The 24,898-nt window shown below is 33.5% G+C and carries 11 protein-coding genes and 2 pseudogenes; 6 read left to right on the top strand and 7 right to left on the bottom strand.

Translation table 11 applies throughout. The features are described from left to right. Positions 1 to 228: 228 nt before the first annotated feature. From TERY_RS14170 to TERY_RS14150, 5 genes and pseudogenes are all read right to left on the bottom strand, one after another. On the bottom strand, positions 229 to 2,364 hold the full coding sequence (locus tag TERY_RS14170; protein ID WP_011612471.1) for a tetratricopeptide repeat protein: 2,136 nt from the start codon (positions 2,362 to 2,364) through the stop codon (positions 229 to 231). A 1,000-nt stretch (positions 2,365 to 3,364) separates the two neighbouring features. After that, positions 3,365 to 4,634, bottom strand: a pseudogene (locus tag TERY_RS14165) (IS701 family transposase). A 668-nt stretch (positions 4,635 to 5,302) separates the two neighbouring features. Further along, the gene (locus tag TERY_RS25390) at positions 5,303 to 6,433 is read right to left on the bottom strand and encodes a glycosyltransferase (RefSeq protein WP_011612470.1); all 1,131 of its coding nucleotides are present in this window, start codon (positions 6,431 to 6,433) and stop codon (positions 5,303 to 5,305) included. Between the two features lie 204 nt (positions 6,434 to 6,637). Beyond that, positions 6,638 to 7,907: pseudogene (locus TERY_RS14155) on the bottom strand (IS701 family transposase). A 948-nt stretch (positions 7,908 to 8,855) separates the two neighbouring features. After that, positions 8,856 to 9,821, bottom strand: a complete 966-nt coding sequence (locus TERY_RS14150) for a tetratricopeptide repeat protein (RefSeq protein WP_011612469.1) — start codon at positions 9,819 to 9,821, stop codon at positions 8,856 to 8,858. A 90-nt stretch (positions 9,822 to 9,911) separates the two neighbouring features. Between TERY_RS14150 and TERY_RS26335 the strand changes: the two genes are divergently transcribed. The 3 genes from TERY_RS26335 to TERY_RS14135 all read left to right on the top strand — a co-directional run bounded on the left by TERY_RS26335 (position 9,912) and on the right by TERY_RS14135 (position 15,011). Then, positions 9,912 to 12,272 carry an FkbM family methyltransferase gene (locus TERY_RS26335; protein ID WP_011612468.1) on the top strand — a complete coding sequence of 787 codons (2,361 nt, stop codon included), beginning with the start codon at positions 9,912 to 9,914 and terminating at the stop codon, positions 12,270 to 12,272. Between the two features lie 201 nt (positions 12,273 to 12,473). Next, entirely contained in the window at positions 12,474 to 13,463 is a 990-nt protein-coding gene (locus TERY_RS14140) for a GDP-mannose 4,6-dehydratase (RefSeq protein ID WP_011612467.1), read from the top strand. Between the two features lie 645 nt (positions 13,464 to 14,108). Continuing rightward, on the top strand, positions 14,109 to 15,011 hold the full coding sequence (locus TERY_RS14135) for an alpha/beta fold hydrolase (RefSeq protein ID WP_011612466.1): 903 nt from the start codon (positions 14,109 to 14,111) through the stop codon (positions 15,009 to 15,011). Between the two features lie 302 nt (positions 15,012 to 15,313). Here the strand turns inward: TERY_RS14135 and TERY_RS14130 are convergent, their stop codons facing one another. Both TERY_RS14130 and hisD read right to left on the bottom strand, forming a co-directional pair. Further along, complete coding sequence (locus TERY_RS14130; RefSeq protein ID WP_011612465.1) at positions 15,314 to 15,889, bottom strand: DUF3747 domain-containing protein; 576 nt, start codon at positions 15,887 to 15,889, stop codon at positions 15,314 to 15,316. A 542-nt stretch (positions 15,890 to 16,431) separates the two neighbouring features. Then, a complete protein-coding gene (hisD, locus tag TERY_RS14125) occupies positions 16,432 to 17,796 on the bottom strand; it encodes a histidinol dehydrogenase (protein ID WP_011612464.1) in 1,365 nt (454 codons plus the stop codon). A 790-nt stretch (positions 17,797 to 18,586) separates the two neighbouring features. Between hisD and rpsT the strand changes: the two genes are divergently transcribed. From rpsT to rpoB, 3 genes are all read left to right on the top strand, one after another. Further along, a complete protein-coding gene (gene rpsT / locus TERY_RS14120; RefSeq protein ID WP_011612463.1) occupies positions 18,587 to 18,925 on the top strand; it encodes a 30S ribosomal protein S20 in 339 nt (112 codons plus the stop codon). A gap of 373 nt (positions 18,926 to 19,298) precedes the next feature. Further along, a complete protein-coding gene (locus tag TERY_RS14115; protein ID WP_044137559.1) occupies positions 19,299 to 20,087 on the top strand; it encodes a TatD family hydrolase in 789 nt (262 codons plus the stop codon). 1,191 nt (positions 20,088 to 21,278) lie between these two features. Then, positions 21,279 to 24,587, top strand: a complete 3,309-nt coding sequence (gene rpoB / locus TERY_RS14110; protein WP_011612461.1) for a DNA-directed RNA polymerase subunit beta — start codon at positions 21,279 to 21,281, stop codon at positions 24,585 to 24,587. Positions 24,588 to 24,898: the final 311 nt, after the last annotated feature.

Genomic DNA, 24,898 nt, shown 5'->3' with positions numbered 1-24,898 from the left:
AGCAGTAGTAATTCTGTGCATCTATTGAGCGATCGCCTCTTAATCAATAGTAAAATAAAAGCATAATCCTGGGTAAATTTGGATGATTATAGTAGCTTAAAAACAGTAAATATAATTTATTTAAATTAGTTATATCTATCGTTATAACCATTTTTTTATTTTCAATTTAACATTGAGTTAAACTTCATTCTTTATAGTAATTTTTATATAATAATCTAGGGATAACTATTAGCTCTTTCTTCCCTTCTGTGCAAGATACGGATAATTTTTTTGATTTTTTTTGAGTTTTTTATCTTGGTTATTACTAACATCTAAATTGAGTTGTAAATTATATTTATTTGCCTCAGTGAAAATTCCTTCTGTTTGTAATTCTGACAATAATTTACGACGTTTTAGCTGAGATTCTGAATCATTCGGTTTAATCGCAATAGCCCGGTCATAACACATTAAAGCTTCTTGATAGCGTTTAATTTTTTCTAAGACCATACCTTTTCTTGCCCAAGCTTCATAACTATTATCATTAATAGCAATTGTTTGATCATAAGCCATCAAAGCTTCTTCATAACTTGTCAATTTTTCTAATACCCGACCTTGACATAACCAACCTTCATAACGTTCCTTTTTAATAGCAATAGCATGATTACAAGAACTTAAAGCTTCCTCATATTGTTCTAACTTCAATAATGTTTCTGCTTTACCGATAAAAGCTTGATAACATTGGGGGTAAATTTTAATTGCTTTATCATAAGAATTAACTGCTTTCTGATACTTTTCCAAAGCACCTAAAGCTACTCCTCTATTATGCCAAACTTCATAATCATCTGGCATTAAATTAATTGCTTGGTCGTAACAATTAACTGCTTCTTGATATTTTTCTATTTGCCATAAAATAGCACCTTTGTTGTACCAAATTTCATACCTATCTGGTTTAATTTTTAGTGCTTTGTCATAAGAATTAATTGCCTCGTTAAAAGATTGTATCCTTCCCAGTAAATTGCCTCGGTTATACCAAATTTCAAATTTATTTGGTTGAATTTTCAGAGCTTGGTCAAAAGTAGTGATTGCTTCTTCATAGCGCTCTAACTTTCCTAATAAAGCACCCAAATTATGCAAAATATCAACATTTTTAGGCTGGATTAAAATAGCTTTTTGATATGAAACAACTGCTTCATTATACCGTTGTAATTTCCTGAATAAAATACCTCGGTTTAGCCAAATTTCTACATGATTTTGATTAAGAGAAAGAGCTTTATCATAGGAAGCTAATGCCTCAGAATAACGTTCTAACTTGACAAATACATTGCCACGATTAAACCAATATTCAAATCTATCAGAATGAATTGCAATAGCATGATCGTAAGCAGCAAGAGCGTCAGAATAACGGTGCAATTTTACAAATACATTACCAGACTTAAACCAAGCTTCACTTAAATAAGAATTAAGAGAAATAGCTTTTTCAAAATTTGCTAAAGCTTGATTATATTGACCATCATAAAATTGTTTTTCTCCTAGTTTAAAATAATCATCAGCAATCATAGTAGGCTGCTTTTCAGAGGATTTTAATTTCTGGGTATTTTTAACAGATTTAGTTTCTGAATTGACAGAATAATTAATTTCTTGAATAGCTTGATGTTTGGCTTCTTGAGCCTCAGAAATAATCACTTGCAGTTGCATTAAAAACTGAGACTTCAGAACTTCTATTTGTTCTACAGATGATTTTGATATCTTAGCTTCTTGATGCAGAAAATCAATTGATTGTTTTGCAGTCACTATATGACTCTCTAATTCAGTAAATAATTTTTGAGATTGATTCAGACTTAATTCTAATTGACTTATTTTTGTTAACCTCTTATTAACTTCACCTACTAATTCTTTAATTACCAATCTTCTGATGAGCCAAAAAAAACCTATAGTTATAGGAGGTAATAAAGTTGCAACTAATAATAAAGTATTCAATAAAGTTAGGGTAGGATTAAGATTGAGACTAGCTTCTGATTCTAAATCTGTTTTTAAAGCCATTTGTTCAGCAAATTGCTGGAATTGATAATTATTTTTTGCTGAAAACTTTACTATTTTCCCTAACCAACTATTGTTTAAAGTTCTTTTAATTTGATGTATATTTGGAGTTGATAAAGTAGTCTTAAGGTTAAGGTTATTATAGGCTTGGCTGACTAATATTTCTGGGGGGCTAATTGATTTTGTGGAAGGCACAGTAATAACATTAATAGAGTTAGTAAGATTAATATTCTCTGGTGCAGTTGTCTGAAAATATGGATTAGTATTAGGAGTAACTTTTGCCTCTGTAGCTAAATTTTGGGAACTGAGGGCAGTAAGGGTTAAGATGGCTGTCTTAGAAAGATTCATATTTTGTTTATTTATCTATGTAATATATAATAAAGGTTAGTTTTTAGTTGATTTTTATTAGCAAATATTCCATTGAAGTACAGGAGCAGTTTTTTGATTTTTGTGGAGGAAAAAATTTTCTACCTAATTTCAGTATGGAGTCTGCTTCTCTATTACAAGAAATTGTTATACTCGCCCGGAAATTTATAAAGTCAAAAGTAAACTCCCCTTTGTCCTTTCCAAGGGGGAAATTAAAGGTTAAAAGTAAGATTTTATAGACTGTAAACTTTGAGGCTATAGCTCAAGTCAAAAGTTAAATTCGCAGTACTGATAGAATTTGAGAGGCGCAAGAATTTACTAACAAGAATGGCGAAGGGCAACTCATTGGCTAGTAAAAACCTCTCTCAAGTATGTATAGCAAGTTTTCTGTGGCTAATCTTATAAGGAGGTTAAACATAAAGCCATTAGAAAATTCTTATGTCCTTTATGGTGAAATTCCATCTGCCCTAACAACATAGGCCACAGGGTAAGAACTGAACATCACATCAATTTGTGAAGTTGGCCGAAATGGGTTTACAGCTTTAACTAGCAGATAAGTCAAGCTTTTAGTAGAGACTGATAGGTGGACAAACAGGAAGATAATTAAATTCTCAAGGTAACTAGCTGATGTAGGAAGAAAGTCAAAGGGTCAATGGAACTGAACATTTTGGTGTCGATATCAACAACTATACTGAACCTTTCGGGATAATTTATACCACGCTCATCAGCTGCAATAAAGGTATAAGGGAACGAGGAAATATCTCCCTTGATACCTAAGGATATAGCTTGAAAACTAAGGTATATCATTCAAGGTCAATGTCAACAAAGGCTTTAGGTCTAAGAGAGAAAGGGTATAGGGTTAATAGGGTTAGCTAAGAAGCTTACGAGGAGGCTTCCCCACTGTTAGAGGTAATGTAAGGTAACCAATAGCAATGAATAAAGCTAATTACTCAAAAGAAAGTTAGCGGGACTTTAGCAAATTTCAAGCCCAAACAAACCCTAAACTCTCTTTATGAGCGGTAAATACGTCGATGTTTTCATCTAACCACTCAACAAAACGATAAGATATTGCGGTACGAAATGCTTCTAAAGTATCAGTAAACGTATTTAATGGTTTGTTAGCCCAACGCCTTCTTATACCTCCTGTTAACTGATGCCAGATAATAAATGTATAAGCACAAAATACTAAAATAAAATGCCTTTTAAGGCTGATTTTATCTCTGACTTGATATTCTCTTAATCCTAACCATCCTTTGGCTTCCCTGTAGAAAACTTCCACCCAATTTCTTTGAGAATAAGTAGAATATATCCACTCAGGAGTTACATATTTGTCTTCTCTATTAGTGATATAATAGTTAATATCAGTGGCCTCAGAAAAACTTTTAGCATTCATAACGATAGCTATAGTTTTTTGACCTGACATCCTAGATATTTCTACTTCTAATGTAGCTACCCAAACTTCTCTAGCATTTTTTGTACTTAGTTGAACTAAGTTGAAAGCTTTCTGAGGTATACTTTCTGCCAGCTTGTCTAATCTAATTTCCTCTTTAATGTCATCTTGTTTTTTAATGATGACTTTTCGATTTTTAGCTAATCCTCCTATATAAGTTAAACTTCTTTTCTCTAGTTGATTTAAGAATGATGTATTGTTACCATAGCCAAATTTCAATTAACACAATTTCTGGTTGGTGTCCTCTGGACAAACATTGATCTACTAGAGACATTGCACTCGTCTGGTTTCTTGACAAATTCTGGGTCTTTTTTTCCTTTTGGAAAAGAATCAGCTTTCTGATACAAAGCTATGTCTAAAGGTAGACTTTTAACTCCATCATAAAGATGAGTTGTCACCACGACTACACCATTATCTGTTTTTCCTATTTCTCCTATATATTGCCGCCCTACTCCTGCAGTAAAATTACCACTTTTTCTGTGGCCTGAATCGTCTATAATTAAAGCAATAGGATCGAGAAGGTTTTGTTTGGCGACGTTCCCACATTACTTGAAGACGACGCTCATTCACAGCATCTACAGACCAATTTGCTCGAACTAGAAAATGCCGTAATTTGTGGTACGTGTGACCTACAGTGTTGTTGGCAATTTGAGACAAGTTTTTTCGATCGCTTTCTCAAGAGTAATCCTCCTATATATTCCCTAAACCCTGTTTTTTGGGCTTTTGTTTTAAAGACATTGTTAAAGCGATCGCACCATCGATGGAAACAAGAGGGCATGGCCACTGAAGTTGTTTCTTTCATCAAACTTTTCCCAGGCCAGTAATTAACGTAAAATACATATCAGGTATACATTATACCCTTTTTTTTACTATTTTTTCACTAAAGTCCCGTTAGTAAAAATCATCAAAAACTGAGATAAAAATAATAAATAAAAGTCTAATAAATATTTGAATTAGTAACACGAAATATCTCTGATACCCATAAAACTGTACAAATTAACTATCTTCAAGGTGAGCTAACGCTCCACTAAAAATAGTTAGTATAAGCGTTTAAGTATTTTTGGAGATGTCTATTTATCAAAAGTAATGCTTGAGCGTGAAAATCACTTTATACTTTGATATTTTTTCTGAACCCCCCCAATACCATTTGGTTATTGAGTAGGAGAGTAGAGGAGTAGAGGAATAGGTAGGTACGTTGCTATAACCTTCGTACAAAACTACCTAAAATTAACACAATTCAAGATGATTCATCCCGCAAAATAGTTATTCCCTTTTTGTCAATTATTGAATAACTAAAGTTTTATAAAAAAATAGTATTAATGTATAAAAATTCCCATCAAATACAACACCTACTAATTAAAAACTTTTACCTACTTCCTCCAAATTTGAAATTGATTCTGTCGAGGTCTTTAATCTTACTATTTTTTATGATTGACTTAGTATCAATACCTAAAATTTAATCTAATTTACCTATAAACAATTCCCACTTTCTTTTATTTTATGATAATACTTTTGTGCAGTTTGCATCCAAGCTTTTACCTGAGATTCTAGCCAAGATTTTTCTCTTTCTAAAGCAGAATTTTTTCCCTCAAGATTATTTACCCAGGTACTATATTCATTAATCTCTGAATGGAGGCGAGAATTTACTTGCAAAATTTTCTGTATTCTAGTACCTAATTCCTGCACAGAAATACCTAATTTTCCCGACCTACCTCGCCAACTTTCCAGTAACTCACATAATTTTAATGCTTCATCAAAATTTGAAATTTCTAAATGACGATAAATTCGATAATAACTAACCCATTTAACAGTTCGAGATAACACCTCAGTCTCCCAATAATTTAATTCTAAATCTGATAAATTTAAACTATCAATTAAATTACTACAAATTTGTAAATGTTCCTTAACCTGATCAAAATCATTAAAACTATGAGTTTTATTTTCTTTATGCCAGCGATAATATCCCAAGATTTCTTTAACAAAATACAAATCAGCAACCAAAGCAATTCTTAACCATAATTCTAAATCTCCAGCAAAAAGATAATTGTCATTAAATTTTCCACCAACTTTTTCTAAAATATATCTTCTAATCAATACAAACGGACAACAAATAGGATTAGCTTTTCCCAAATTTTTCTTAACCCATTCCTCACCATTAACTAAGCTATCCTCATCATAATTTGCCCAATCCCAATTCAAATAATTATTATCACTATCCACCACCATAATAGAGGAAGTAACTAAACCAACATTTTGGTATTTTTCTAGAATTTTTACCTTTTGCTCTAAATTTTTTGGCAACATCACATCATCCTGAGCAAAGACAGTAATATATTCTCCAGAAGCAGATTCTAAACAACGATTCCAATTAGGAAAAAGTCCTAAGTTGTGAGAATTTTGTAAGTATTGAATTCTACTATCTTTCTCCAAATAACTCCTAATAATTTCTGGAGTATTATCAGTAGAACAGTCATCAGAAATAATCAGCTCAAAATCTGTAAATGTCTGTTCAAGAATACTGTCTATTGCATATCTAAGAAATTCTCCAGAGTTATAAGTAGGCAAACAAACAGTAACTTTGGGAAAATTGTTTATAGGCATTTAATCTAATAGTAATACTGCACGAATAGCGCATTATAGCAAAGGTCAAGAACAAGGAAAAAGTAAAAAGTAGAATGGTAATTATTTAGCTCTTATGCCAATTATCATGCATTAAAGCTATACTTAAGTAAGACTTCAAATTGTTCGTATTTCATATCACGCTTAAAAATGAATTAGAATTTCCTAACGGGACTTTAGCAAATTTCAAGCCCAAACAAACCCTAAACTCTCTTTATGAGCGGTAAATACGTCGATGTTTTCATCTAACCACTCAACAAAACGATAAGATATTGCGGTACGAAATGCTTCTAAAGTATCAGTAAACGTATTTAATGGTTTGTTAGCCCAACGCCTTCTTATACCTCCTGTTAACTGATGCCAGATAATAAATGTATAAGCACAAAATACTAAAATAAAATGCCTTTTAAGGCTGATTTTATCTCTGACTTGATATTCTCTTAATCCTAACCATCCTTTGGCTTCCCTGTAGAAAACTTCCACCCAATTTCTTTGAGAATAAGTAGAATATATCCACTCAGGAGTTACATATTTGTCTTCTCTATTAGTGATATAATAGTTAATATCAGTGGCCTCAGAAAAACTTTTAGCATTCATAACGATAGCTATAGTTTTTTGACCTGACATCCTAGATATTTCTACTTCTAATGTAGCTACCCAAACTTCTCTAGCATTTTTTGTACTTAGTTGAACTAAGTTGAAAGCTTTCTGAGGTATACTTTCTGCCAGCTTGTCTAATCTAATTTCCTCTTTAATGTCATCTTGTTTTTTAATGATGACTTTTCGATTTTTAGCTAATCCTCCTATATAAGTTAAACTTCTTTTCTCTAGTTGATTTAAGAATGATGTATTGTTACCATAGCCAAATTTCAATTAACACAATTTCTGGTTGGTGTCCTCTGGACAAACATTGATCTACTAGAGACATTGCACTCGTCTGGTTTCTTGACAAATTCTGGGTCTTTTTTTCCTTTTGGAAAAGAATCAGCTTTCTGATACAAAGCTATGTCTAAAGGTAGACTTTTAACTCCATCATAAAGATGAGTTGTCACCACGACTACACCATTATCTGTTTTTCCTATTTCTCCTATATATTGCCGCCCTACTCCTGCAGTAAAATTACCACTTTTTCTGTGGCCTGAATCGTCTATAATTAAAGCAATAGGATCGAGAAGGTTTTGTTTGGCGACGTTCCCACATTACTTGAAGACGACGCTCATTCACAGCATCTACAGACCAATTTGCTCGAACTAGAAAATGCCGTAATTTGTGGTACGTGTGACCTACAGTGTTGTTGGCAATTTGAGACAAGTTTTTTCGATCGCTTTCTCAAGAGTAATCCTCCTATATATTCCCTAAACCCTGTTTTTTGGGCTTTTGTTTTAAAGACATTGTTAAAGCGATCGCACCATCGATGGAAACAAGAGGGCATGGCCACTGAAGTTGTTTCTTTCATCAAACTTTTCCCAGGCCAGTAATTAACGTAAAATACATATCAGGTATACATTATACCCTTTTTTTTACTATTTTTTCACTAAAGTCCCGATAAATGGTTTTGATGATTTTACCTTATTTTCTATTTTGGAGATGTCTAATGGTATTAATATATTAATCTCTAATTTTCGTCTATAAAACAAAACTTTCTATTTTGTATAAATTGTCAAAATTAAATATTTTTTTCCTTCCTTTCTTACATACTTTATATTATATGCTCCCTGTTCCGTTGAGTATATTAATTTAAGGTAGTTATAGGAAAAAGCTAAATAGAAAATACTTCAATTATCTGGTTTCCAAAGAATAGTAATTATTTCTCTACCCGACCTTTGATGAAAATCTACAGTTAGTGCTTCAATGATAGTTATTTAGGATAAAAGTAGAGAATATCTAAACATAAAAATCTTCCAATTAAGTAGAGGGTGGTAAGTTTTATGCTTTATGTATCAAACTGTAAATTAGTGCCAATTTTAGTTATATAAGTCCCTTGAGATGTTTTATGGCTAAATATGTAACGCCTTTTTTTTTATCTACTTAATACCAATTTCCTGAAGTCAGACTACACATACCTTGAGGCATTGGTTTTTTAAGCTTGATAAATTACTTTTACAAATAAAGTTTTACGTTGATAAAATTTAGATAACTTATTTCCAAATAATAGTAATTACTTGCCTATTTAAATTGTTATCAAAATCTCACGATTTGTACAAAACTACCACAAATAATTTTGCCTAACTACTTACATATATCATCTAATATCAAATACAAAAAAAAATGATGCTATCCATGAATTTTCCTATCTGACTATTCTCCTATCAATATACCAAATATACCAGTAGAAAAAATCAACCTATTTCATATAATTTCCTCAGATATTGTAAATTAAAAGATGAAATTTTTATTTTACTTTTTACCCTAATTCAATGGCACGACTATAAGCTACACTTGCTTCATCTATTTTTCCCTGCTTTGCTAAAGCATCACCCAAATTTTTCTGAAATAAATATGAGTTGGGATTGATATTTATTGCTTTTTGAAACATATAAATTCCTTCTTCCAACTCTCCTACTTTTGTTAAAATTTCTCCTAAATAGTTATAAGCAGAATCTAAATTAGGATTAATTTCAATAGTACGGCGATAGGAGGCGATCGCTTCTGACCACCTTTCTTGTTTTGCCAAAACTATGCCAAGTTGTAGATAAATATCTGGATTATTTTTCTCTACCTCTAAGGCAAGTTTATATTCAGATATCGCCTCAAATAAATAACCTTGTGTTGTCAATAGTTTGCCTAGATTAAAATGAATTTCTGAATTTTCTGGTTCAGTTATTAAAGCAATTTGATAAAAAATTATTGCCGTTCCTAGTTTATTTTTGCTCAATAAAGTATTCGCCAATTTCCGACATATTTCTGGATGATATGGCTGAATTTCTAAGATTTTATAGTAATTACTTTCATCCCCTGGAGAATATTCTATTGCTTGACGATAATTATTTAATGCTGCTTGTAAATTTTCCTGATAACGTTGTTTAAAAATATGCCCTAACTTTTCATATACTTCTGTTAAACTCGGTTCTAGTTTAATAGCCTTTTCATAGTAAGCGATCGCTTCATCCCACTGTTTTTTTCGAGAATATAAATTACCAGTAATTTTGTATAATTCTGGGTTATTAGGTTGAATTTTTAATGCCTGAGCATACCAACTCATGGCAGCTTCTAAATTTCCCTGAATTTCCCAAGCATTTCCTATAGTTTGATAGGCTAGAATAAAATCTGGTTTTACCTCTATAATTTGATGACATAGAGCGATCGCTAGGTCAAATTCACCTCTGGCCAAATATTCTGCTGCTTTTTGCTGTTTTTCTAACACATTCACAGTTAAGTATAGTTTTTTTACGGTTCACTATATTAAGCTAAAATATATTACACATTCAAAAACTATTTATCAATTTAAGTATTAATCAGAATGAAGTTAGACTTAAGGAATCTTTTTACTCAAAATTCAGTCGTCCCTAAAGGTATTATTCATGTAGGTGCTTATGATGGTAAAGATATCAAACTTTATGAGAATTTAAGCATATCAAAAATTCTCTTTATTGAAGCTAACCCAATAGTATTTGAAAAATTAAAAGCAAATATCGCCACAGCATCTATTGATGTACAAGCTGTTAACTATGCTATTAGTAATCAAAATGGAAAAGTAAGATTATATGTTAACTCAATGGAGCAAAATAGTTCTATTTTTCCATTGAAATATTATCGAGATATTTACCCCAATATTAAAGAAGCTCATCAACTCATAGTTGAAGCAAAAACTCTGGATACTTTGTTACAAGAATTAGAGTTATCTCCAAAAGATTTTAATATCCTTAATCTTGATATTCAAGGAGCAGAACTTTTAGCATTACAAGGAGCAACTAATCTACTTAAATATATAGATGCAGTTTACACCAAAGTTAATTATGAAGAACTCTATGAAGGTTGTGCTTTAGCAGAAAAAATTGATGAATTTTTAGCACAGACTGGTTTTAGTAGGGTAGCAATAGCAAAACCTTTTCACCCATCTTGGGGAAATGCTTTTTATGTGAGAAAACAAGTCGTTACTATGTCTACTTTTGGCAAAAATGGCGGATTTGGAAATCAAATCTTTCAGTATGCTTTCTTAAAAATATATGCTCAAGAAAATAGGTTATCTGTAGAGATTCCTAAATGGTTAGGTCAACATTTGTTTGGACATAAAGATAGAGAAATTCATGAATATTTGCCTGTAGTTGTTGAGAATAATAATGAAATTTTCCCTGGTAATAGAGAAATTTGGAAAAATGTAGATATTCAAGGATATTTTTTATATCACACTAGCTATTACAGAAATCACAAAGAATATTTTTGTTCTTTATTTCAACCTGTAGCAGAAATAGAAACTCTAGTAAAAGTTGCTTGGGAAAAGTTGCGATCTCTTGGCAAAACTATTATTGGTTTACATTTACAATTACACTCAGATGAAAATAATAATTCTGTTGTTGCTCCTAATGAATGGTATAAAATTTGGCTACATGGTTTATGGGAAACTTTAGAGGAACCAGTTTTATTTATCGCCAGCGATAATATAGAAGAAATAAATAAGGGGTATTTTGCTGAATATAATCCTATAACGGTTCGAGATTTGGAGGTAGAGGTTAATCTAGAATATCTGAATTTTTTCTTATTGAGTAAGTGTGATTTTGTTGCTATTTCTAATACGGCTTTTGCTTTTGGTGCTTGCCTCTTAAATCAAACAGGAAAATATTTCTTTCGCCCCCATTTTTCCACTGCAAAACTTATACCTTTTGAACCTTGGAATAGTACTCCTGTTTTTCGAGATATAGATATTGATGAAGTAGGAAAAAGTGTTTTGTCTGAGGCACAATTTCGGCAGATACAATCTCAACTTCAGCAAACCCAGACAAACTTAGAAAATAGTCAGTATCAGACAAACGAACTTTCCCAAAAATTAGTATCTACTCAGTCTCAACTTGAGCAAAATCAAACAGAATTAGAAACTATCCAATATCAAAGAGACCAAATATTAGGAGAATTAGAAAAGTTCCACTGTCAACTTCAGCAGAATCAAGAAAAAGCCAAAAATGCTGAATCAGAATTACAAAAAACTCGGGAAAAATTAGAAAATACTCAATCACAAAGAGACGAAATTTCCCAGCAATTAACATCTACCCAGTCTCAACTTCAGCAAAATCAAGAAAAAGCCAAAAATGCTGAATCAGAATTACAAAAAACTCGGGAAAAATTAGAAAATACTCAATCACAAAGAGACGAAATTTCCCAGCAATTAACATCTACCCAGTCTCAACTTCAGCAAAATCAAGAAAAAGCCAAAAATGCTGAATCAGAATTACAAAAAACTCGGGAAAAATTAGAAAATACTCAATCACAAAGAGACGAAATTTCCCAGCAATTAACATCTACCCAGTCTCAACTTCAGCAAAATCAAGAAAAAGCCAAAAATGCTGAATCAGAATTACAAAATATTAAAACAGAATTAGATAAATCTCACTCCGAGCTACACGATATACGAGAAGAATTAGAAATTACTCAATTCCAATTAGATGAAGTACAAGCAGAATTAGAACAATCTCAATCTCAGTTATCCAAACATCAGGAACAACTCAATACCTATCAATCCCAACTTAAGCAAACTAAAAAAGAACTAGAAACAACAAAATTAAAACAGGAAAATCAGGAAAAAATATTACTAAATAAAAATACAAAAAACTATGCAGCTCATATCAAAAATCTGGCGAAAATACTCGCAGAAACAATCCAAGATTAATATAATATAACTACGGAAAAGTTATAATAAAAATTAATCTATAAATAAGTTTTAAGCCTTAGTATTATCCTAATAAAAGTGCTTATTGGTATACTGATCAACTTTATTAATGACAATTTAAATTAGGAGATTTTTTTTAGCAAAAAAAATCCCTAAACATTATCTCCTACTATTTACCTCTTTTTTCCTTATTTTAAGATTATGAAAACAGCATTAATTTCAGGAATTTCCGGTCAAGATGGTTCCTACTTAGCTAAATTGTTACTCGAAAAAGGTTACAATGTTTGTGGCACTTCCAGAGATGCTCAAATGTCTACCTTTAAAAACTTATCTTATTTAGGTATTCGTGAACAGATAAAGTTAGATTCTATGTCTTTAAATGACTTTAGAAGTGTCTTACAAATATTAACCAAATATCAACCAGATGAAATTTATAATCTAGCTGGTCAAAGTTCAGTAGGTTTATCTTTTGAGCAACCTGTAGAAACACTAGAAAGTATCGCTACTGGTACATTGAATTTATTAGAAGCAATTCGTTTTATTGGAGAAAAAATTAAACTATACAATGCTAGTTCCAGTGAATGTTTTGGGGATACAGAAGGTCAAACTGCGACAGAGATTACTCCATTTCGCCCTAGAAGTCCTTACGCTGTTGCTAAATCTGCAGCTTTTTGGGAAGTAGCAAATTATCGAGAAGCTTATAATTTATTTGCTTGTTCTGGAATTTTATTTAATCACGAATCTCCTCTCAGACCTCAACGTTTTGTTACTCAAAAAATTGTCTCAGTTGTTTCTAGAATTGCTCAAGGTAGTAAAGAGAAATTATCTTTAGGAAATATTTCAGTACAAAGAGATTGGGGTTGGGCACCAGAATATGTAAAAGCAATGTTTTTAATGTTACAGCAAGATAAACCAGATGATTATATAATTGCTACTGGAAAAACTTATTCTTTGCAGGATTTTGTATTAGAAGCTTTTGCCGCTGTAGGATTAAATTGGCAGGATTATGTAGAGATAGATAAGGGTTTATATCGTCCTACTGATATTTTTGTTAGTAAGGCAAATCCAATTAAAGCTGAACAAAAATTAGGATGGAAAGCAGATTATAAAATGCCAGATGTTGTGCGGATGATGCTTAAGGATAGAATGGCTAATTTAGAAATTATTGAAAGTCGTAAAAAAATAAAATAATAAAGGCAAACAATCAGCATATTTTTAGTGATATGTAAAAAATAGATTGTTGTTAGTATACAATTTTTATTTTTCGTTAAAATTAAGATAAAATATTTTACTGGCATTCATTTAATAATAATGTATATATCAATTAATTTCAGGCTTATACTAAATAAAAATAAAACTGTATATAAATAAAATTATTTGCCAAAAATTTTGACCTAAATAAAGTATTATTCATAGTTTTTATTAGATGCATATACTAATATATACCTGCTATAAACCATATTTATAATAACATTATGATTAAGAAGAATTATACAAAAACAAAACAATACCTTTATAAAAGGCGATCGCTTAACTATAAATGAGTTTAAAAAGCTCTATTTTAATAAGTTTAGGAGAATAAAAAAATCAGGAAAGATGAGTATAAACTAGACAGTGGGAGTTTATGAGAATAACTATTGCCAGCTAAAGCTTTTAGTGATCATTTTAGAGTACTACAAAAAAATTTTAGAAAATTGATAAAATTAGAATCCTTTACTGCCAATAGTTTTTACTTGAGCTGATAGCTAATATATAAACGCTTAAAGCTATAGATAGACTATTATTTTACCAATATTTCTATTATGATAATTATGCAACTTTACAAAAGTTTATAAAATGAACGTAATTACATCAAACCCAACTTTAGATAACCAGCTAAGGCAGTATAACTGGAGTTGGAAAAACCATAATATCCAATATACCATGATGGGAACTGGACAACCTTTACTATTAACCCATGGTTTTGGTGCATCCATAAATCACTGGCGTAATAATATCCCTCTCCTCGCTAAATCTGGTTACCAAGTATTTGCCCTGGACTTACTAGGATTTGGAGCATCTTCTAAGCCTTCCATAGATTATTCAATGGAACTCTGGGAAGAACTAATATACGACTTCTGGAGCGCACATATTCGCCAACCTACTGTCTTTGTAGGCAATTCAATAGGTGCATTACTCAGTCTAATGATACTAGCGAGTTACCCAGAAATTGCCACAGGAGGAATTCTCATTAATTGTGCAGGAGGTTTAAACCATCGACCCCAAGAATTAAATCTGCCCCTAAGATTCATCATGGGGATGTTTACCAAATTAGTAAGCTCCCCAGTTTTAGGACCATTTATTTTTAACCAAGTCCGTCAAAAACATCGCATCCGTAATACTCTCAAACAAGTCTATATAAATAAAGAAGCTGTCACAGAAGAATTAGTAGAAATAATTCATCGTCCCTCTTGCGATGCTGGAGCCCAAAAAGTTTTTGCTTCAATTCTCACCGCACCGGCTGGACCTCATCCCTCAGAATTGTTACCAAAAATTAAAGCTCCATTGTTAGTGATCTGGGGAGAAAAAGACCCTTGGACACCAATATCTGGTGCCCAAATTTATCAAGACTTAGCAGACAAAAGTGGAGTTATTCAATTTGAACCCATACCAAACACAGGTCATTGTGCCCATGATGAAAGGCCTACAATAGTTAACTCTTTGATTTTAGATTGGTTAGCTAAAATGATTAATATGTAAAACTTATAAAATTAATAAAAAAAAATATATTAATAGTCGTGACAAAATTAACTTAGTAAGTTATAATATTAGTCGTGTGAGGAGCGAAATCAGCGAGAGCATCGAGACGAAACACGGCCAGTCGTCGATGCTCTTTCTGAATAATAATTTTAAATTCTGTTAAAAATCTCTAGTAAAATTCAGACACTATTGTTGTGTCACATCTCTTTTAATTTTTGTTAAACATTATCAAAAAGCGGTCATTTCTAATGACCGCTTTTTGAAATTTAAATTTCAAATAATTTAAATTAATCGAGATACATCTATTGGGAATTGTAGCTTTCTAACTCTGTTGGCATCCAGTCAGTAGTAACATATATGTGTCCTAACTCTTTACCCTGATAACTTCTTTTAGCAAACCGCCACCCAGGTTCAAGAATAATCTTAGTAAATCCATTTGCCAAACCATAAGTTCTACCAATAAGTAGTCGTGGTGCATTAGAATCAACACGAGAAATACCCATCAGTCGTATATCACCCCCACTCTCTTGTAAAGAGAGAGCATAGTCAAGAGCTAGATCAGTATTAGCCATTCGGATAGAATAACCATTACTGTCAGTAGCACGGCCACAAATGCCTGTAAAATCGAAATTTAGTAACAGGGGATCGACCAACGTAGGACGATCGCCACTTTCACTCCAGCATTGTCTGGTATCAGTTTTTTGCTCTAAAATTAGTAATTGTGGCCCAAAATCACGGCGAATGGCAATTGCAACATATCTAGATTGTTCAACTTCTTTTTGGTTAAACAAATTTGCCTTCGCGGGAATTATAGAAGATAAAGTCAATAACCCTAAAGTTGTAAGTGCAGCTATAGACCTTTTGAAAAAAGTTTTCATCCGTGTTGTTTTGTCTGATTTGATATATCCAAGAATGTTGTAAATTTTAAGAAATTTGAAAACTAATTTTCGTACCTTACCTAAATATTTGTCAAACCCTATTTAGTCTAAATCTTCTCAAGTGAGAAAATTTGGTTTTTTTAACTTTCTTAGGTATTTAAGACTTAGATATTAAAATTTGTTTTAATTTCAAATTATTATTGATTTGGTAGTGCAGAGCACGATCCCGTGTGGAATAGGTATTAGTTCATTCGACTTCCCAAGAGAGTAATATAGTTACTGTACTTGCTCCAACTTTAATGTCAGCAATAGCCGAGACCCCAAACCTGTTTTTTAGGAAGTAGTATTATTCTAGGAAGGTAAAAAACAAAATCTAGCTAGGGAATACCAAAGGATGAAAGACAGTCTAATTGACAAAAAAACAATATTAGCATTTCGAGTTGGATACTGTAGCCAGAGTTACTGATGAAGTGATAACCGATAACTGAAATAACATATTCTCCCGCGATCTAAAGATTCTAACGGGAGTCACCTAGCATCATTTATAAATTTTTACCGTCGTGCTCCTGACTAATTGTTTCTTGTTTTACTAACTCAGGTTGTTCATGTTCATGAGCTTTCATCCTCAATCTAACTGAGTTAGCATGAGAATGCAAACCCTCAGCTGTGGCCAATAAATCAATATCAGAAGCAACCTTTTGCAAAGCAGTAGGAGAATATTGAACCAAACTAGAATGCTTCAGAAAAGTTTCTACTCCCAATGCTGAAGCATAACGAGCAGCACCAGAAGTAGGTAAAGTGTGATTCGGCCCAGCCAAATAATCTCCCACAGCTTCCGGAGTTGAATAACCAAGGAAAATAGCACCAGCATGGCGAATATTTTCCAGTAGTTCCCAAGGATCTGAAACTTCCAACTCCAAGTGTTCTGGAGCAAATTGATTAGAAAGTTCAACAGCATCTTCAAAAGATGAAACAACAACCACCAAACCATAATGGGCGATCGCTTTTTCCGTCAAAGTGCGACGTGGATGATCTTCAAGTTGTCGTTCCACCTCTACCACCACCTGACGTGCTAGTTCTAAATCTGTAGTCAATAAAATAGCAGCAGCCAAAGAATCATGTTCTGCTTGGGCCAACATATCTGCTGCCACATAAACTGGATTAGCCTCAGAATCTGCAATAATCAGCACCTCTGAAGGCCCAGCCAAAGAATCAATACCTACTGTACCATAAACAATTTTTTTGGCCAAAGTTACATATATATTCCCAGGCCCAGTAATCACATCCACTTTGGGTATAGTCTCTGTACCATAAGCCAGAGCCGCTATTGCCTGAGCACCTCCAATTCGATAAATTTCCTGAATACCTGCCTCTTGAGCAGCCACCAGTACCGCAGGATTAATTTTTTTTCCTTGAGAGGGTGGTGTCACCATAACAATCTTGGGGACTTTAGCCACTTGAGCTGGAATAGCGTTCATCAGAACTGTACTAGGATAAGCAGCCTGACCACCAGGAACATAAAGTCCAGCTCTATCCACAGGAGTGTAACGTTTGCCCAAGACCACTTCATCATCACCAAACTGAACCCAGGACTTAGGAATTTGTTGTCGGTGAAAAGCCTTTATCTGTTTAGCAGCCAAACGAATGGAACTTAATAAGTCCTTATTGACTTGCTGATAGGCTGCATCTAACTCAGAACCACTTATCTTTAACTCTTCTGAAGTCAAGGTGATATGGTCAAACTCAGAAGTATAGTTTAATAGAGCCTCATCACCTTTTTCTCTAACGTTGCGCAAAATTTCTCGCACCGTTGTTTCTTTATGAATAGCCATATCATCGTGGGTACGCTCTGTAATCCGTTTTAATTCAGCTTGTGCCTCAACCCACTCAGTAATTATTCGCAGCATAGAGATTAGGAATGCCAACTAAAAAATAAAGTTCGCCAGTAGAGGGTAGTTTGAGAACCAAAAGAGTTGGATAAATCTTAAAACTATTTATCTATAATATTAAACGCTGACAAATTAGAAATAAAATTCCTGCTGATTGTCAATTGTCTTGTAATTACCCTGACTTGATCTAGGAATAAGAGTCAAACAATTCTTTCAATTTCCCAATCACCCATTACTCTTTGTTATAGCGTGAAGTCATAACACTGGCATCTTTAATACTTTTTGACATATTTTAAGACTTATCCACTAAAGTCAGATTTCTAGAATAAATCCTTGTTTTTAATAATATAGCAATCCTATTTTAACCTTGTCCAAAATTTTGGGGTTTTTAGGAAATATAGAATAGGTAATGGTTAATGGGCAAGAGTTTAATAGTTTATTTCTAGTTGTTTAACCTTGACAAACTATGAATGAATAGCTATAGACATCTGCTAAAAAAACTAGGTTTCTGGGTTATCCTGCATAAGTCCCAATCTTAATGCCTTCAGAAAATTAAGATTTATGCCAAACTCAACCTAACCCATCATATTAGAGGTTAAAGGAGTCTAGAGTTGAGCTATACATTTTGAGTTTGATGGAAATGCCAAAAAATACCTTGCCTATTGACAAAGTCAATGCTATTATATAAAAGTGTTATATACTATAAACTAATAGTGACTAAGGATAATTATAGGGAGCCTTAAGTTCCGTGCGATATAAAAGGCATCGGGAGGATGTCAAAAATTCTGAATATAAATAAAATTAAACTATGGCCAATATCAAGTCTGCTATTAAACGTATCCAAGTTGCTGAGCGCAACCGTCTGCGGAACAAAAGTTATAAATCTGCAGTTAGAACTTTGATGAAAAAATACTTCACTACTGTTGAAAAGTATGCCTCCAATCCCACAGATGAATTAAAGATAGAAGTTGAACAGCAAATGTCAAAAGCTTATAGTAAGATAGACAAAGCTGTGAAACGTGGTGTTCTACATAAAAATAATGGTTCTCGTAAAAAGGCTAGGTTAGTGAGATTTTATAAGAGACATTTAATTAGTCAAAAAAGTCAGACAGACTCTGGGGTTAAAGATACTTCTGTAGCTTCCTAAGGGAATAATAGTCTAGCTATCATAAATCATTATCATTTAGTCAGTTCTGAAAAAAACTATCAGAAAAAATAAATTCCTGTCCGATTTGTAGAATTATAATGTGTCTTTATTAAAGCGTATCTATAAATACAAAATATAGGGCTCTAAGCACATCTGTTCTTAGATAACCTGTGTGTCTATGTGTATCTAAATAGTATACCAAGACGAAAAAATAGGATGCCCACGTTAACTTGACAGTATAGTGCAGTATTATGTAATAGCCTCAAGGATGCGTCCAGTGGCAGCTAGTAGATGTGGAAAAACGCAGTTTTAACTCGTTAAAAATCTCCGTAACTTTAGTATGGGGAGTAGTAAAATTAACTATAAAAGCCAAATGCAGCTAATTGATACTCACGTCCACATCAACTTTGATATATTCAATTCTGACTTGGAAAAGATCCGTAAACGTTGGGAAGAAGCAGGAGTAGTTCACCTAGTTCACTCCTGTGTAGAACCAGAGGAGTTCCTTTCTATAAAAGCAATAGCAGATCGCTTTCCAGAACTTTCTTATGCAGTTGGCTTACATCCCTTAGATGCTCACAAGTGGACATCTGCCACTGCTAATCAAATTAAAAACTGGGGTATATCAGACCCTAGAGTAGTAGCTATAGGTGAAACGGGATTAGATTTTTACAAAGCAGATAATCAAGAGCAACAGAAATTTGTCTTCAAACAGCAATTAACTATAGCTCAAGAACTTAACAAGCCATTAATTATTCATTGTCGTGATGCAGCTAACTCAATGGCAGAGATTTTGTACGATTTTCAAGAAAATCACAGGCCTGTTACAGGGGTTATGCACTGCTGGGGAGGTACTCCAGAAGAAACTAAAATGTTCTTAGATATAGGGTTTTATATTAGCTTTAGTGGAATTGTGACATTTAAAAATGCTACACAAATTCAAGAATCAGCTAAAATAGTACCTGATGATCGCCTGTTAATAGAAACAGATTGTCCATTTCTCGCACCAGTGCCAAAGCGGGGCAAACGCAACGAACCTGCTTATGTAAAATATGTGGCCAAAAAAGTTGCTGAACTTAGAGGTATAACATTAGAAAATTTAGCAGCACAAACCAGCAAAAATGCTTGCGAACTATTTGGCTTTTCTATTCATTTTCAATAACCCAGCTCCACTTATTTTAGAGGAGTAGGTTAATGATTTAATTATGATTATATTTATTGACAAATGAGTTTGAAACTAGATCGCCATTCTTCATACTAGGAAAAACTCTCTTATGCTCTCTTGTGGTGGGCTGCTTGCCAGGTAAAGTTTTTAATTAATAGTAAGTTCAGATCTTAAGTGTAAGTTCTGTAGAGTAGATATAGTTAAGATAATATCCTACTAAAACTCATATTTTAACTTACATTCTTGGATTTTATTTTAATATGTATGATTTATTACTCAAACGAAGTTCATATCTCAAATATACATTACTTATGCTAAGTTTGTTGCTGTAAATCTATAAACACATTATTGATCAAGTGTATTTATTAGCCGAAACAAATCTATATACAATATTATCATAACTATTAATTAATGATAATTAAGATGAATTAATAGATATATTATTAATATTTAATAAGTAACAGTACAATTTTAGTAACTAGAAACAAAATAACTAATTCCTTATAACATATAAGCAAGGATAGATAGCAAAACTTATCATATTAGATTCAAATAATTGTTTTGTAGTTTATCTAATTTTTAACAAACTACTAATATAATTGATATTAACAGGTTAAAAAATTAAATAAATATTTGTGTTCATAACCGATTCAGTGAGTATAGCAAATATGTTGTTAGTTGTTGTGGCACAAGAAAAAGGGAAAAGTTATAATTTCATGAGAATGTATATCAAAAATGAAAATAAAAAAACTAGAGATCAATCTGAGTAAACAGTAGAAAAATTACAAAAAAAAAATTATCCCTTAAACAATTATTATAGTGAAAGGAGAAATTAAATATGAGTTTTAATCTGATTAAAATACCGTTAACTGGATAGGTTTGACTGGTAAAAATAAGATTTATATCAGTTAAAATATAAACTTTTAATTACTACAAAATAACTTAATAGTGAAAAATTTACTTACTTGCCTTAAAAATTTGTCAGTCTACAGCAGATTTTATTTCAGTAATTTATAGTTGTGCTAAAGAAGATATTTGTCCCACAAAGGTTGTATTATTAATATTTGTTTATCACGTACTTTAAATCTGCTATCTATAGTCAATTAATTGGTGGAATATTAATCCACGATTGTTTACTTAAAAATCTACTGATAAAAAATGTCTCCCTACCTAATAGGATACTCAAGAATGACTTATCAAAAATTAAATGTAAATACTTACAGTAACCTACAAATTTTCAATATGCCCGATCTGATTGAAATTCAGAGGGCTAGCTTTCGCTGGTTTCTAGAATATGGACTAATAGAAGAACTAGACAGTTATTCTCCAATTACCGATTATACAGGTAAATTAGAACTTCACTTTATTGCCAAAAACTACAAACTAAAACAACCAAAATATAGTGTAGAAGAATCCAAACGCCGAGACAGCAGCTATGCAGTGCAAATGTATGTTCCCACCCGCTTAATTAACAAAGAAACTGGGGAGATAAAAGAACAAGAAGTATTTATTGGAGATTTACCCCTAATGACAGATAGGGGAACATTTATTATTAATGGAGCTGAAAGAGTAATTGTTAATCAGATAGTTCGTTCTCCAGGAGTTTACTATAAATCTGAGACAGATAAGAGTGGTCGACGGACATATAATGCTAGTTTAATTCCTAACCGAGGTGCATGGCTTAAATTTGAGACAGATAAAAATGACCTAGTTTGGGTTAGAATAGATAAAACTCGTAAACTTTCTGCTCAAGTATTACTTAAGGCTTTGGGATTAGGAGACAGTGAAATTTTTGACTCCTTGAGACACCCGGATTATTTCCAAAAAACTATAGAAAAAGAAGGACAATACGGAGAAGAAGAAGCCCTATTAGAACTATATCGGAAACTACGCCCAGGGGAACCACCTACCATAGCTGGTGGAGAACAACTACTCCACAGTCGATTCTTTGACCAGAAAAGATACGACTTAGGGCAAGTAGGACGATATAAACTTAATAATAAACTAAGGTTAAACTTACCAAACACAGTACGAGTATTAACGAAAGAAGACATATTAGCTTCGATTGACTATCTAATTAATTTGGAGTATGACATTGGTCAGACAGATGATATTGACCACCTAGGCAACCGACGAGTCAGAAGTGTAGGAGAACTACTGCAAAATCAAATCAGAGTCGGGTTAAACCGTTTAGAGCGAATTATTCGGGAGCGAATGACTGTATCTGAATCAGAGACATTAACTCCAACATCACTGGTTAACCCAAAACCATTAGTAGCAGCTATCAAAGAATTCTTTGGTTCATCTCAGTTGTCCCAATTTATGGATCAAACAAACCCATTGGCGGAGCTGACCCACAAAAGACGAATCTCAGCTTTGGGACCTGGAGGATTAACCAGAGAAAGAGCTGGATTTGCTGTTCGAGATATCCATCCTTCCCACTATGGCAGGATTTGCCCTATTGAAACACCAGAAGGCCCGAATGCTGGATTAATTGGTTCTCTAGCTAACCATGCTAAAGTCAACAGCTATGGATTTATAGAGACTCCCTATTATCCAGTAGAAAATGGTCGGGTGTTGCGCGATCGCACCCCAATATATATGACAGCAGATGCAGAAGACGATTTGCGAGTAGCACCAGGGGATATTATGACTGATGCGGAAGGGAAGATTTTAGGGGATGTTGTACCAGTACGTTATCGACAAGACTTTACCACTACCAATCCCCAACAAGTAGACTATGTAGCAGTTTCCCCAGTACAGGTTGTTTCAGTGGCTACATCATTAATTCCATTTTTGGAACATGATGATGCTAACCGAGCGCTTATGGGTTCTAATATGCAGCGACAGGCAGTGCCATTATTAAACCCAGATAGACCTCTTGTAGGAACAGGTTTAGAACCTCAAGCTGCCCGAGATTCTGGTATGGTAGTTGTTACTCGGACAGATGGAGAAGTTAGCTATGTAGATTCAACTAAGATATCCGTCATTGACAAAGAGGGCAACCAAGCCGACTACCCACTATGTAAATATCAGCGGTCTAACCAAGACACCTGCTTAAACCAAAGACCCCTGGTGTTTGAGGGAGACCAAGTAGTTGCAGGTCAGGTATTAGCTGATGGTTCCTCTACTGAAGGGGCTGAGTTAGCTTTGGGGCAAAATGTTCTAGTAGCTTATATGCCTTGGGAAGGTTATAACTATGAAGATGCGATTCTGATTAGTGAGCGTTTAGTATATGATGATGTTTATACATCTATTCATATTGAAAAGTTTGAAATTGAGGCTCGACAGACAAAATTAGGACCAGAAGAAATTACTAGAGAAATTCCGAATGTTGGAGAAGACGGTCTGCGGAACTTGGACGAACAGGGAATTATTCGTGTTGGTGCCTGGGTACAATCAGGGGACATTCTCGTAGGTAAAGTCACCCCCAAAGGAGAATCTGACCAACCCCCAGAAGAAAAACTGTTGCGGGCAATTTTTGGGGAGAAAGCAAGAGATGTTCGAGATAATTCTTTACGGGTACCTAATGGTGAAAAAGGTCGTATTGTTGATGTCCGAGTATTTACTAGGGAAAAAGGAGATGAACTACCACCAGGAGCAAATATGGTGGTCAGGGTTTATGTAGCTCAAAAGCGGAAGATTCAGGTAGGGGATAAAGTAGCAGGGCGCCATGGAAATAAAGGTATTATTTCAAGAATTTTACCGATTGAAGATATGCCTTATTTGCCTGATGGTACTCCTATAGATGTGGTGTTAAATCCTTTGGGCGTACCTTCCCGAATGAATGTAGGACAGATTTTTGAGTGTTTGTTAGGATGGGCTGGTGAAATTTTAAGCGTGCGGTTTAAGTGTGTACCTTTTGATGAGATGCATGGTCCTGAAAAATCCAGGGAAACAGTACATCTAATGTTAAAATTAGCCAGGGATAATTCTGGTAAAGATTGGGTATTTGATGAGAAGCATCCTGGAAAAATTTGGGTGTTTGATGGGCGGACTGGAGAAAGGTTTGATCGCCCGGTAACTGTGGGAATTGCTTATATGTTGAAGCTGGTTCACTTAGTTGATGATAAGATTCATGCTCGTTCCACAGGACCTTATTCTCTGGTGACACAGCAACCTTTAGGGGGTAAGGCGCAACAAGGTGGTCAGCGTTTTGGGGAAATGGAAGTATGGGCATTAGAAGCTTTTGGTGCTGCTTATACTTTACAAGAATTGTTGACTGTGAAATCTGATGATATGCAGGGTCGCAATGAAGCGTTGAATGCAATTGTGAAAGGAAAAGCAATTCCACGACCTGGTACTCCTGAATCTTTCAAGGTATTGATGCGAGAGTTACAGTCCCTATGTTTGGATATTGCAGCCCATAAAGTAGAAACTGTTGATGATGGTACGACTCAGGATGTGGAGGTTGATTTAATGGCAGATTTGCCAGGAAAGCGAACACCATCTCGTCCTATATATGAATCATTATCGACTGAAGGGAACCAAGACTAAAAGCAGGGAGTGAGGAGGAGTGAAATCTGAAGTAGTACTGATCATTCAGGGATCAGCTATGAGTTTTTCATGTATAATGGGAAATTAAAACTACTTTGAAAATGCACCACTATTTTTTTTCTTTCAAATATAGTAGGAGACGGTTACTCTTGAATTTTTAGCTGATAGCTAAGTCCTCTTTGCAGAGTATTCCGAAAGGAAAAGCTAATAGCTATTGATAAAAATTGACAAAATAATGAGGTCAATAGCCCCCCTTTTATAGCAAAAGTCAGAAGGCGAAAGTCAGAAATTAAATTCTTGCTGTGACTATA

This window comes from Trichodesmium erythraeum IMS101, from assembly GCF_000014265.1.
GTDB classification, from domain to species: Bacteria; Cyanobacteriota; Cyanobacteriia; order Cyanobacteriales; family Microcoleaceae; genus Trichodesmium; species Trichodesmium erythraeum.
The sequence above is the reverse complement of the archived record's forward strand: the minus strand, read 5'-3'. Positions and strand labels throughout refer to the sequence as shown.